Source organism: Paenibacillus amylolyticus (genome assembly GCF_047302515.1).
Taxonomy (GTDB): Bacteria; Bacillota; Bacilli; order Paenibacillales; family Paenibacillaceae; genus Paenibacillus; species Paenibacillus amylolyticus_G.
Genome location: NZ_CP168019.1, coordinates 4,845,040 through 4,858,223, shown reverse-complemented (window position 1 = coordinate 4,858,223; position 13,184 = coordinate 4,845,040). Strand labels below are relative to the sequence as shown.

At 49.6% G+C, this 13,184-nt stretch carries 9 protein-coding genes; all 9 read left to right on the top strand.

Features of this window, described 5'->3' with window-relative positions; all coding sequences use genetic code 11:
• Positions 1–3 precede the first annotated feature (3 nt).
• The 9 genes from ACDJ59_RS21195 (at position 4) to ACDJ59_RS21155 (ending at position 13,066) form a co-directional block, all read left to right on the top strand.
• A complete protein-coding gene (locus tag ACDJ59_RS21195; protein ID WP_413405536.1) occupies positions 4–825 on the top strand; it encodes an ABC transporter ATP-binding protein in 822 nt (273 codons plus the stop codon).
• Positions 826–1,398: 573 nt separating this feature from the next.
• Entirely contained in the window at positions 1,399–2,421 is a 1,023-nt protein-coding gene (locus tag ACDJ59_RS21190) for a hypothetical protein (RefSeq protein ID WP_413405534.1), read from the top strand.
• A 166-nt stretch (positions 2,422–2,587) separates the two neighbouring features.
• Positions 2,588–3,943, top strand: coding sequence for a diaminobutyrate--2-oxoglutarate transaminase (locus tag ACDJ59_RS21185; RefSeq protein ID WP_413405532.1), 1,356 nt, complete (start codon positions 2,588–2,590; stop codon positions 3,941–3,943).
• Complete coding sequence (locus ACDJ59_RS21180; RefSeq protein ID WP_413405530.1) at positions 3,937–5,370, top strand: MFS transporter; 1,434 nt, start codon at positions 3,937–3,939, stop codon at positions 5,368–5,370. Before ACDJ59_RS21185 ends, ACDJ59_RS21180 begins: the two co-directional genes overlap by 7 nt.
• Positions 5,348–7,135, top strand: coding sequence for an IucA/IucC family protein (locus ACDJ59_RS21175; protein WP_413409878.1), 1,788 nt, complete (start codon positions 5,348–5,350; stop codon positions 7,133–7,135). Before ACDJ59_RS21180 ends, ACDJ59_RS21175 begins: the two co-directional genes overlap by 23 nt.
• The gene (locus ACDJ59_RS21170; RefSeq protein ID WP_413405528.1) at positions 7,110–9,110 is read left to right on the top strand and encodes an IucA/IucC family protein; all 2,001 of its coding nucleotides are present in this window, start codon (positions 7,110–7,112) and stop codon (positions 9,108–9,110) included. The genes ACDJ59_RS21175 and ACDJ59_RS21170 overlap by 26 nt, the downstream gene beginning before the upstream one ends.
• Positions 9,107–9,883, top strand: a complete 777-nt coding sequence (locus tag ACDJ59_RS21165) for an HpcH/HpaI aldolase family protein (protein WP_413405526.1) — start codon at positions 9,107–9,109, stop codon at positions 9,881–9,883. The genes ACDJ59_RS21170 and ACDJ59_RS21165 overlap by 4 nt, the downstream gene beginning before the upstream one ends.
• On the top strand, positions 9,880–11,259 hold the full coding sequence (locus ACDJ59_RS21160; protein ID WP_413405524.1) for a type III PLP-dependent enzyme: 1,380 nt from the start codon (positions 9,880–9,882) through the stop codon (positions 11,257–11,259). Before ACDJ59_RS21165 ends, ACDJ59_RS21160 begins: the two co-directional genes overlap by 4 nt.
• The gene (locus ACDJ59_RS21155; RefSeq protein WP_413405522.1) at positions 11,219–13,066 is read left to right on the top strand and encodes an IucA/IucC family protein; all 1,848 of its coding nucleotides are present in this window, start codon (positions 11,219–11,221) and stop codon (positions 13,064–13,066) included. The genes ACDJ59_RS21160 and ACDJ59_RS21155 overlap by 41 nt, the downstream gene beginning before the upstream one ends.
• Positions 13,067–13,184 lie beyond the last annotated feature (118 nt).

The following is a 13,184-nucleotide window of genomic DNA, read 5'->3' as shown; positions in this document are numbered from 1 at the left end:
GCTGTGAGTATTCTGGAAGCCAAGGAGCTTACGATCTCCTATGGAGCAGATCCCGTTATTGAAAATTTGAACCTGACCATTCCCAAGGGACAGATTACCGTCCTCATTGGCAGCAACGGCTGTGGCAAATCTACGCTGCTGCGTACGATGGCCCGGTTGCTGAAATCCAGCTCTGGTTCGGTGCTGCTGGATGGCGAAGAGATTGCAAAGCTGCCGACCAAGGAAATTTCAAGACGCATGTCCATCCTGCCGCAGGGCCCGACCGCTCCGGAAGGCTTGACGGTGAACCAACTGGTTAAGCAAGGACGTTATCCACATCAAACATGGCTGAAGCAATGGTCACGAGAGGATGAGCGTATGGTCAAGCTGGCACTGGAGTCCACACATCTGACAGAACTCGCGGATCGACCTGTGGATGCATTGTCCGGTGGACAGCGTCAGCGTGCCTGGATTGCGATGACACTTGCGCAGGGTACCGAAACGCTGCTCTTGGATGAACCTACAACCTATCTGGATATGACACATCAGATTGATATCCTCGATCTGTTGTTTGAGTTGAACGAACGGGAAGGACGCACGATTGTTATGGTACTTCATGATCTGAATCTGGCATGTCGTTATGCGCATCACATTGTGGCTGTTCACAACAAGTCGATCTACGCAGAAGGCAAACCGGAAGATATTGTTACACAGGAGATGGTTCGTAAGGTTTTCCAGATGGAGTGTGAGATTGCGGTCGATCCACTGTTTGGCACACCAACCTGCATCCCACATGGAAGAGGAAGGAAGCTGAATGGGGAACAGCGTTATACACAACTGGCTTGAGGATCAAAAAGTCCGCTTTTGATTCGATTAATAGTTATTCAAAACTCCACATCAACTCCATTGTATGATCATGCAGATGACAAATTAGGCAAGCCGTTGGTAAAACCATGTTCCAAACTTGCCCGGTTTGTTGTGCCTATTATTTGATAAAAGCATACCTGCATCGACTCAAACTCACACTAAATTAAATCTTATTTTTCCTTAAAAGTTTATTATTGACAATATAACTCGAATTGCCATAAAATAGATTTTATATGATATTGATAATCATTATCAATATTAAACTACAATAAAAATTGATGAACGTATGAGCAATATAAGTTGAATTCAAATTTCACACGTTAACGGAGGGAGCAGAACAGATCTGAAGAAGCGGAGCTACAAGTTTTCTGCAAGAAAGCTGCATCGAAAGCATACGCTATCACCGGATTTTCCCCTTTGTATAAGGGATTCAAAAAAATTTGGGGATAACAGCGATCGGAAGATGGTTCTGACCGCGCAGTGATTTCGTGTAAAAACAGTATTCAACTTATATAGGAGCGAGTACCTTCATTCGATCGAGGAGGATTTTCAGTGTTTCCGAAAGGGATTCATAATCTGCAAAACCGACTCATTATAAGCAAAGCGAGAGAAATGAGTATCACCTGTGAGCCACTTCTTGAGGGATGCGAAGATTTTCTGAAGCTGTCTGTAGGGGACCAAGAGATCATCATTAACAAAACCAGATCTCATCGTCTGCCGTTAATCGCTGGACTGCTCGCCAAGAACAAGCAGGCATGTAATATGTTGCTGCATGAACAAGGAATGCCTGTGCCGTCATTTATCGTGATCCCGGAGATGGGAAGCGAAGCAACAGATTTTCTGGAAAAGTATGGCTCTATTGTAGTGAAACCGCTGGATGCGAGCAGCAGCATGGGCGTGACGCTGGATGTGCGTACTGAAGAAGAACTGGAGACAGCCATTCATCTTGCGAGTGTCCACGGCAGCAGCATTATGTTACAGCAATATGTGACCGGGATCGATTACAGAGTGCTGATCATCAACGGAGAAGTGGCGGCTGTGAACCAGTATCGGCCTGTCTATGTTGAGGGAGACGGAACTTCAACCGTTCGGGCGTTAATTGAGCAGTTGAATCAGGAACGAATAGAGATGACGCACATTGGGGAGTATGAAGCATTTCCCGAGGTTAATGCAGAAACGGAACGACTGCTGGAGGTATTACATGCACAAGGGACAACACTGGATGAAGTTCCTACCGCCGGAAAAGAAATTGAGTTATACAATCTCCGCAATTCTGCCGCCGGAAAAATCAGTGAATTCTACAAGGATTGTACCGGAATCATTCATCCCGAAAATGCCCGAATGATCATTCAGGCGGCAAAGACTCTTCAGATCGATGTAGCAGGAGTCGATGTTCGTTGTTTTGATATCCGCACCCCGATCTCCAGAGATCAGGGAGGCATCCTGGAAGTGAACGCCTTGCCAGATCTGACACACCACGTCTTTCCCCATGGTGGAACAACTCGTGATGTGGTTCGGTTATACCTGGAATACCTGTGTCAGGAGCAACTTGAATATAAGATATATAGCTTATAACAACGTATAGATGACAATATGTGACGGATAACAGATAACGGATACCATCATTTAATTCGGACCTTACCATGATTTTGAACCAATACCATGTCATATGCAAAATGCAGAACAAGAATCACAGGCAGCAGGTTCAGCCTGAATCGATTATAAGGAGCGTTAGAGGGCTATGTCAGTAGAGGTGCAGACGGAATATCTGAAGATGCAAAATGAGAAGGAGTCCAATGCAAGATCGTACCCGAGACATTTCCCGCTTGTCATTAACAAGGCCCATGGGGTGAAGATTACCGATACGGAAGGCCGCGTATTCTACGACTGCCTAGCGGGTGCAGGAACATTGGCGCTGGGGCATAACCATGACACGGTGATCAACGCTATTCGCGATGTTCTGGATCAGCAGATTCCGCTTCATACACTGGATTTGGCAACGCCGCTGAAGCTTTCATATATGCAAGAACTGTTTTCCATTCTTCCGGCAGAGATGCGAGACAAAGCCAAAATCCAGTTCTGTGGTCCAACCGGAGCAGATGCAGTAGAAGCAGCCATTAAGCTGGTCAAACATGCAACAGGTGGCAAATCCATTCTTGCCTTTCAGGGAGGTTATCACGGTTCGACACAAGCGACGATGTCGATGAGTGGCAACCTGAGCAAGAAACAGCATCTGCAAAGCCTCCTGCCGGATGTGCATTTCCTGCCGTTTCCTTATGAATACCGCTGCCCATTTGGTGTTGGTGAAGGCATGACGGCCCGATTAAGCGCACAGTATATCGAGAACTTGCTCGATGATTGCGAGAGCGGTATTGCTGCACCATGTGGGGTCATTGTAGAGACGGTGCAGGGAGAGGGCGGAGCGATTCCGGCGGATATCGAATGGCTTAAGGAGTTACGCCGAATCACAGCAGAGCGAAGCATTCCGCTCATCATCGACGAAGTGCAGACAGGCATCGGACGGACAGGGCGAATGTTTTCATTTGAACATGCCGGAATCATACCCGATGTAATCATCTGCTCCAAAGCGGTTGGTGGAAGTCTGCCGATGTCTGTTGTCATCTACCAAGAAGAACTGGACCAATGGCAGCCTGGTGCACACACAGGTACGTTCCGTGGCAATCAGCTGGCCATGGCTGCGGGACTTGCGACACTTCGTTATATTCGGGAACAGGATGTTTTGCACAACGTACATCTGCGCAGTGAGCAATTCATGAATCAACTGAATGCATTGAAAGAGCGGTATGCAGAGATTGGTGATGTGCGAGGCAGAGGACTGATGATTGGCGTTGAGGTGGTTGATCCAATGGGACGCAAGGATCGTCTGGGACATTATCTGCCTAATGGTGCGCTGGCTGAGTCTATTCAGCGTGAATGTTTCAAGAATGGATTAATTGTAGAGCTGGGCGGGCGTCATTCAGCGGTTGTTCGTTTTTTGCCGCCGCTGAATATTACGGAGCAAGAATCGGGTGCAATCCTTGCGATCTTTGAGAAATCGGTAGCTGAAGCGATTGCCTTAGCAACAGCCGCATGCTGAAGCTTTCCCTGATGAAGAGGCATGCAGTATTACTCGCGATTCTGATCGGTGCCTTTTCGCTGGTACTGACCAACAGTGCATTTAACCTGCTGCTGCCTTATTTTGTGCAATATTATCAGATCTCTACGACAGCAGGCGGGTGGATTATCGCGCTGTACATGCTGGCTATGACGTTAACGATGCCGCTGGCTTCCCTGATTGTGGACCGACTGGGGCGTAAGCAGACGTATATGTTGGGGATCAGTATCTATGGACTGTTCTCGGTAGCAGGTGCGTTGTTTTATCACTCTATTGAGGTACTGTTGCTGGTTCGTTTCATGCATGGCGTTGCCGCGGGGCTGATGATTCCGTTATCACTTGTGTTGCTGTTTGATGTATACGGACCGGAGGTACGAGGGCGAATTACCGGAGCGTGGGGCTTGCTGCTTATGTTGGCTCCGGCTGCCGGGCCTACGCTGGGTGGATTCATCATTCAGTATGGACGGCTTGAAATGCTGTTCTGGCTCAATGTGCCACTGGCTATATTCTCGTTGATTGGCTGCGGTCGAGTCATTCAGACCTATATCCCTGCCCGCAGGAAAAAATGGCATCCAACCAGTGTCATGCTGCTCATCTGCGCGGTAGGTGCCCTTAGTCTGGGGGTACAGTTGTACGCAAGTCCTGTCGTGGCAGTATGGGTACCATGGATGCTGATTGCGCTCGGTGTGTTGCTGCTCATTCGTTTTGTCCAGACCGAGAACGGTCGCAAGGAACCACTGATCCGGTACCAGTTGCTGCGGCGTAATGCCGTCTTTCCGCTGACTGTACTGATCTCGACTATTCAGGATTGTGTCATGTTTGGTGTGATCTTTACATTGCCGTTATTGTTCCAGGACGTCTTCCACCTGTCGCCGGCCCTATCCGGTGCATTGTTCATTCCCTTGTCGATCTGTACAAGTCTGTTCATGTGGATTGGCGGCAGCTTGTTGGATCGCGGTCGGTCCATACATTTTATCGCATGGGGGACGTTGCTGGTGTCGATATCGATCTTGTCGTTTGCGGTTCTGCCCCTGGGAGCATCGATCTGGATCATAGGGATGCTCATGGCATGCCGGGGAATTGGCGTTGGCCTGTCAGGTATGAGCATCTCTGCGATTGGTCTGCAAGCATTACCGGACGAAGACATGCACGAAGGGTCGGTGTTATCAACCACGATTGAGCGGCTGGCTTCTTCGTTTGCGGTGATGGGCTTGACCCTGTATTACGATATGCGTTGGCAATGGCTTGCCGGGGCAGGAACGTCCATGGAGATGGCAAAATGGGGAGCGCTCAAAGAGATCTGTATCGGACTTGGCTGCGCCATACTGCTTACACTTCCCCTGGTCTTACTTATAACCCGAAAGAAGGTTGGCATCATTGTTCGAGATGGAAAACAAGCTCCGGTCTGAGGCTGAGCAGCAGGCCCATGAACATTCGTGCAAGCTGCTGTTGAACTGTTACATCCGTGAGCTTGCGCTAGAAAAAGAAAGCGATATTCGGATTAATCCAAATACGCTGACGTACACTGTTGCTTTTCAAGCCAGTAGAGTGAAGGTGACAGGACGCTTGTCTTACTACTCTGCCATAGGGGAGCATGAATACCTCAGCATGGAATCTGGCGGGGAAACAGTGCATTATCACGACCTGGTACGTTGGATCACATCTGAGCTAAGCGGGAATGGGGAACAGGGAGCGAGTTCGGATCAACATGGAATGATGAAAAGTGTGATGGAAATGAAGCGTTCACTTGAGCTGGAGAATGTACATCCATTGGGTGAGAATATGAATCGTGTAGAGCTGGCGTATGCCAGAGATTTTGCACAAAAGGTAGATAACAGTGTGGGCAACCTTACGTTGTATATCGAACAAGCAGCCGGTCTCGACATCCACGATTATCGCACATCGGAACAGTCACTGTTGTATGGTCATCCGTTCCATCCGTTTCCGAAGAACTCCAAAGGCTTCAGCGAGCAGGATGTACAGAAGTACAGTCCGGAGTTACGAACATCATTTCAACTCTGTTATATCGCCGTGAGGCAGGATGTCTACATGCAGGAATGGGTCGATGACGAGGCGGCAATGGATTTGCAAGACTTACTGTGGAGCCATGTGGAGCCTATTTTAAAAGAAAAGAGTGAAATGTATGGGCTGCTGCCTGTCCATCCATGGCAATACGCATACATATCACGGTTGTCCGAGGTACAGTCCTATTTTCGAGATGAAAAATTAATACTACTCGGTAGTGCGGGGCCAACCGTCTACCCAACCTCTTCAGTCCGTACGGTTTATGTTCCCGAATGGAACTGCAATATCAAGCTGTCACTGAATATGCAGATCACGAACATGATTCGCACCAACAGTGCTGAGCAGATGCGCAGAACACTAGATGCCTCCAAGTATGTCAGGCAGCATGACTGCTTCGGTACTGAACTGAACACACATATTGCGTATGAGACAGGCGTAGCGACTTGTGCTTTTGAAGATGAAGAGTTAACCAGTCTGTTTACGATAGCTTATCGGCCCATTGAGTTTGATGTCGAGAATACGTATGTCTTATCCAGTCTGGTTGAAGCACCGCTTCCTGGGATGCGGTCGAGACTGATGACCATGCTGGGTGGTGGACGTGACATTGCCGAGCGTTGGTTGGATCGTTATCTGGCATGTTCTCTGCTGCCAATTGTACGGGCGGCGGGTGAGAAAGGCATTCATTTTGAAGCCCATTTGCAGAATACCCTTGTGACATTGAAGGATGGGTTGCCTGTTGATTTTATCGTCCGCGATCTGGAAGGGGTCAGTGTGGATGAGGAACTTATAAGTGAGCAGGATCGTGCTGCGTCCGATTTATTATTTTATTCGCGAGAGAAAGCCTGGGCGCGGACATCGTATTATTTTATCGTCAATCATCTGGGGTCTCTGATTCATGCGATGGCGCGAGATGTGAACGTCCCGGAGGAGCATTTCTGGAAGCAGGTACGTGAGGTACTTGTGGAGGAACTGGAACGAACGGGCAATGCATATGTGCGACATCTGCTGACAACGGATGCATTTCTGGCCAAACAAAATTTGGTGAGTTGTCTAAGGGGGATCAGCCAGACCCCGGCCTACGTGCCGGTGAGCAATGTAATGAAACGAATGGGGAGTGAAGTACGTGGGAGTCGTGGGATACAGGGCTGAAGCAGGCGGCAGGACAGAAGCAGTCTACGTGGGTGTACAGGAACGGATTCTGCGGCAGACGTTGGAGGCGATGTGGTTCGAAGGCATTCTGGACAGTCATGTAAGTGGGAGCGAATGGCGAACCGAAGGACTTACATCTTCCGGCGATTCTGTGGCGTACACGTGTGAAGCGGAGCGAAAGTTTTCATTTGGCCGGGTGAAGGTGAAGAAGGGTTCGATTCAAAGGGAAGGCGCACTCTGCACCGATCTGGATCTGTTTTTGGAGGAAATCGTGTTGAATGCTTTGAAGGGTGCAAATGTCACGGCTTTTATCCAGGAACTGCTCGAAACGATGGCAAAGGACAGTCAGTGCCGGGCTACATTGCCCTTGAACATTCCGAATGAAGATCGGTATTATGATGCGCTCGAAAGTCACATGACTGACGGTCATCTGTATCACCCGAGTTATAAGTCGAGGTTGGGGTTTTCTCTGAAAGACAATCTTGCCTATGGCCCTGAGTTTAACTCGGAGGTTTCATTAGTCTGGGTAGCTGTGAAAAAGGAATTTGCTCAGACCGCTGTATCCGCGGGGTATAGCTCTGAAAAACTGGTGGGGCAACATCTGACCGCAGAGGATATGCAGCGATTTCAACAGATCCTGCAACAACAAGGTCTTACGGACATGGCCGAGAACGTTAACGCACATGCGACGAGTGCAGATCAGCTTGGGAGCAGTGCCGAGGTTGGTGAGACAATCCAAGCGAAGCTTCATGGGGGAGTTCGTGAAAAAGGCGAAACAGTCCGTAGCTCGGGTAGGGAAGACGGCAAGGTTGGTATAGGAATAGGTTCTGACGTTGGTGCTCGATATGTGTTTATTCCGGTTCATCCATGGCAGTGGGAGCACCAGTTGGAGACAGTATATGCCCGTCAACTGATGGATGGAGATATTGTATATCTCGGTCCATCGTCTTCGCCCTATCGTGCGCAGCAGTCGATCCGTTCACTCTCGAACCGGATGAATCCGGAAGCCCCTTACATCAAACTGGCCCTCAGTATCACCAACACATCGAGCACTCGTATTCTGGCACAGCATACGACTCAGAACGCGCCGCTGATCAGCGATTGGCTGGATGAACTTGTTCGTGAAGATGAGCTGTTACAGCAGGCGCAGTTTGGCATTTTAAAAGAAATCATGGGATTGTCTTTCCGTTATGAGCAGTTGCCTGCAACTCAGTATGGACGAGCCTACGGTACACTCGGTGCCATCTGGCGGGAGAATGTATCGGTTCATCTGAAGGAAGGCGAGACGGCGTGGCCGCTGAACGCGCTGATGTTGGTGCAGCCGGATGGTGTTCCATTTATCCAGGATGCTGTAGACCGACATGGTGTGGAAAAGTGGAGCGAGGCCCTTGTTCGCACAGTTACACTGCCGATTATCCATCTGCTCTATGCACACGGGATTGCGCTGGAATCTCATGCTCAGAATATTATTTTGGTACTGGAAGATGATCTGCCGAAACGAATCATTATCAAGGATTTGCATGATGGTGTTCGCTACGTACCGGATCAACTTCTGTTCCCGGAACGGGCACCGAAACTGAACCCCGAGCCGGAAACTCATCGCAAGTTCAATCGGTATTCCTTCATCTATGCGGGAGATGTGTCGGAAGTCCGGGACTATACGTATGATGCGTTCTTTTTTATCTGCATGACGGATATTGCGCTGGCTTTGGAGAAGTTTGGTCTGTCGGAGGAAGCGTTCTGGCAGCTGTGCGCAGGTGTAATTGTGGATTATCAGCGAGAGCACCCGGAGTACACGGATCGATTCGCTGCATTTGACCTTTTTGCCGAAGATGCACTGATCGAAGAGATGACCAAGCGCCGTCTGTATGGGGATGGAGAGTTATATTTCCGCAAGGCGAGCAATCCACTCAAGGTATCAAAGGATGCACTTGAATCAAAGAGAACACCCGAATTAAAGGGAATCGTCGAATGAGGATTAACACGCTGAAGGAAAAAATTGCACGCAAACAGCCCGTATATGGCCTTTTTGTATCGATCCCGCACCCGGTCATTATCGAGATGATCGGACATGCGGAATTTGATTTTGTCATTATTGATCTGGAACATGCCGCAACATCGATGGAATCGGTGGAAGAGTTGATCAGGGCGGCAGAACTGGTCGGCCTTACCGCGTTGGTTCGCATTTCGAAAGTGGAGCGAGCGGAGATTCTTAAAGTGCTGGACTGTGGCGCACAAGGTATCGTCATTCCACATGTCGAGCAACTGGAGCAGGTGGAAGAAGCGGTTCGTTACGCCTACTATCATCCGGTTGGCATGCGGAGCTTGAATAGTGGTCGTCCCGGTGTGTTCGGTAAATATCCGCTTACCGGATATATCGAGGAAGCCAATGAACAGGTGATGGTTGTACCCATGATCGAAAGTGTGGAGGGCGTGCAGCAGAGTGCACAAATTCTGTCTCACCCTCAGGTGAGTTTTGTATTGGAAGGGGCGGCGGATCTGTCGCAATCCCTCGGCGTGCCATGGCAGACCGAGCACCCGGATGTGAGACGTGCGCTGGATGAATTGCATGCTACCGCCCAGCAGTGCGAAGTACCTTATGCAACGGTCACTAGAGGTGTGGATGATATGTCGCTCTGGGCTGAGCGGGGAGTACATATATACGTGCTTGGTGATGATCGGAATACGGCGTTTCGGGCATATGCCCAAAAACGGAATGACTACAGGAATGCGGGTGGGCAGATATGAAACCTGGTGTATGGCATGCGATAGATGAACTGCAACGCAGAATGGAAGACCCGGTATGTGCGTATGTCTACGATCTGGCAGGCATTCAGGAACAGGTACGTCAGATGTTGGACAGTATGCCCGGAAACACAGATTTGTTCTACGCCATCAAGGCGAATCCTGATCCGCGAATCATTGAGGCATTGCTTCCATTTGTGAAGGGTTTTGAAGTGGCTTCGATTGGAGAGCTACTTAAGGTTAGAACGGTAAGTTGCGAGGTTCCGATTCTGTTTGGAGGTCCGGGTAAAAAGGAGAGCGAACTGAGATTAGCGATGGAACATGGCGTGAGTTACATTCATGTGGAAAGTTTGCTGGAGCTGCGGCGTATCATTGTGATTGCGAAAGAGAGGGCGATGGAGCAGGAGCAGGTGCAGGAGAGCAGGCAGAAGCAAGAATGGGAGCAGAACCCGGAGCAAAGATATACGCAAGCATACGGCGAGGAACTGATGCAAGAGCAGAAGCAAAAACAGAAGCAAGCGCAGGAGGTGCGCATTCTGCTCCGAATCAATCTGCGAAGCAGCACATTACCTCGGACGAAGATTGTTATGGGCGGTGGGCCGAGTCCATTTGGAATCGATGAAGAGGCGGTGGAAGAAGCCATTGAACTCATTCGTGTGGAAGGCGCGGGTGTGGTTCGGTTAAGCGGGTTCCATTTTCACTCCTTGTCCAACAATATGGATGCAAGGCTGCACGCCGAGATGATCGAGTTGTATTTGCAAAAGGTGGAACAGTGGCAGCAGCAGTATGATCTTCCTGTGGAAGTGGTGAATGCAGGAGGCGGATTCGGTGTCACGTATGATGGCAGTCCCGGATTCGACTGGCCTTTATTCACTTCCCTGCTGGAACAAAGTGAAGCCAGACAACGCCTTGCCTCATGTGGAGGCGAGTTGTATTTCGAATCGGGTCGACTCCTGGTAGCAGACCATGGGTATTACGCAGCAGAGGTTACGGATATCAAAACTTCTCATGATCAGTATTTTGCCGTGTTAAGGGGAGGTACGCACCACAATCGTCTGCCTGCTTCATGGGGACATAACCACCCATTTCAGATCATGGCAACGGATCGTTGGAAGCATTCATTTGCCCGTCCAGAGGTAAGAGATCGTCGAGTCCATATTGTAGGTGAGCTATGCACACCGAAGGATCGCATGCATTCCGATGCGGAGGTAGCACTGCTACGGGTAGGAGACATTGTTTTGTTTGAAAAGTCTGGGGCTTATTGCTGGACCATCTCGCATCATGATTTTCTGGGGCATCCGCACCCGGCATTCCATTATCTAACGGAGGACAATAATCATGTCAACACTGATGAAGCGTTCCAGTCTGCAAGCCGCTGAACGCCGGATTATGGCGGATCTGATGAATTCATTTTTGTCGGAGCAATTACTCCCACTGGAGGATAACCCATTCATTGATTTTGCCGCAGCACCTGCACCGTTCCGTCGATTGTACAAGGGATATGACAGCCAAGAGCACAATCAGAATGTAGCTTCTCGCTATAGATTGCACACTCAAGGTGTACTGTGTCTGGTTGAAACAGGAGTAAGACAGGGGACTCAGTGGGTTCAGGGTTCACCGATCTACGAGGAGAAAACTGATGGAAGCTGGGTTCTCCTTGATACTCCGGCAGAAGTTGGACGTGCGGTGTTACAGAGGGCTTTGTCGGATAAGGCCTATGGGCAGCCTGGGGTGGCGGAATTCCTGGTTAGTCTGGACATTGCTGTGGAGCAGTATGCTTTGGGCTGGGAACAAGTCCAGTATCTGTCCGATAACGTCCCGGCTTCTGCGTATGAATGGTTTATCAAAGGTGAACGTGTTGCGGCATTGCGGGATCGTCCATTTCACCCATCGTCCAAAGCCAAGGTGGGATTCAACGCAGAAGATGTAACACGGTATGCAGCAGAATTCGGGAAGGTGATTTCGCTGCGCTGGGTGGCTATACGGCTGGATGCCGTGCAGCAAGGGTGTGAAGATGGATTGTCCATTTTGGATGTGTTAGACGATGTTCAGCGCGGAGTGGTGGAAGCTGAGTTTGCCCGAAAAGGGATCACGTTGAACGAATATCTGCCGATGCCTGTTCACCCGTGGCAAGTGGAACATGTGATTCTGCCTCGCTTCACGGGAGAGATCGAAGCGGGTAGCATTATCGTATTGGACATAGAAGTGGGCGACGTACAGGCCACATCCTCTCTGCGCTCGATGGCTCCGTCAACTGAATCCACCCTAATGCTCAAGCTACCGGTTAGTGTGCTGTCGTTGGGGGCTGCTCGTTATCTTCCGGTGGTCAAGCTTCTGAATGGTCTTGCTGGAGAACGCATGTTAAGGCAGGCCGTTGCTTGTGACAAGACGTTGAAGGACAAGGTGTATATGTGCGAAGAGCAGAATTGGTGGGGCTTCATGCCAGAATCCATGGGACTGTTCGATGATCATCCCCGGCATCTGGCTGCACAGATTCGTGTGTATCCCACTGAGTTGCTGGGTGAAGCATATAAAGTGATCCCAATGGCCGCACTGGGTGTGAATCTGGAAGGGCACCATCTATTAACGGAGATTCTGGGGGATAACCTGAGTAGCACGGATGTCCTCGACTTTTATACCAGAATAGCTACGACGTTTTATGACATCGTGATGCGTCTGTTCAAGGTGGGTGTTGTACCTGAGATTCATGGTCAGAACTGCTGTCTGGTGTTGAAGGATAACGAGGTAAAAGGTCTCTTGTTCCGCGATCATGATTCCGTGCGTTTGCATCAGCCTTATCTGCACAAACATGGCATTGAAGACCCTGCCTATCATATTCGTCCAGGCTACTCGAACAGCCTGTATAACGAGACGATTCAGAAACTGATCTTTTATGTGCAGTCTTTGGGGACGCAGGTGAATCTGGCTGCGATCATGGAGGCACTTAGCGAGGTGTATCACATCCCGGATACGAAGTTATGGGAGATCACGGAGCAGGCTTGGAAGGAAGCGCTGCAACATGTGCAGCTTCCCGAAGCCGATCGGGCCGCGCTCGCTCATGCGATATTCGAGAGCAATGAGTGGCCCGTGAAGTTAGTTGTCCGTCCGCTGCTTGAAGCGGATGGAGTGCCTGGCGCGATGCCATCGGGCAAAGGCATAGGGTGGAACCCTTTTTACAAGGGATAGAATGCAGAAGGTGGCCTGCTTGACGGGTTGCCTTTTTGGTATGTTGTCATCAAAAGTTACAATGCTTGGAGGAATAAAATGTTCATCATTATGGCTAAAAAATCTTATGAAAAGGAGT

Bases quoted from the DNA above. Each gene is read 5' to 3' on its own strand.
- ACDJ59_RS21180 (WP_413405530.1), top strand. From the start codon at position 3,937: ATGCTGAAGCTTTCCCTGATGAAGAGGCATGCAGTATTACTCGCGATT.
- ACDJ59_RS21185 (WP_413405532.1), top strand. From the start codon at position 2,588: ATGTCAGTAGAGGTGCAGACGGAATATCTGAAGATGCAAAATGAGAAG.
- ACDJ59_RS21175 (WP_413409878.1), top strand. From the start codon at position 5,348: ATGGAAAACAAGCTCCGGTCTGAGGCTGAGCAGCAGGCCCATGAACAT.
- ACDJ59_RS21155 (WP_413405522.1), top strand. From the start codon at position 11,219: ATGTCAACACTGATGAAGCGTTCCAGTCTGCAAGCCGCTGAACGCCGG.
- ACDJ59_RS21165 (WP_413405526.1), top strand. From the start codon at position 9,107: ATGAGGATTAACACGCTGAAGGAAAAAATTGCACGCAAACAGCCCGTA.
- ACDJ59_RS21160 (WP_413405524.1), top strand. From the start codon at position 9,880: ATGAAACCTGGTGTATGGCATGCGATAGATGAACTGCAACGCAGAATG.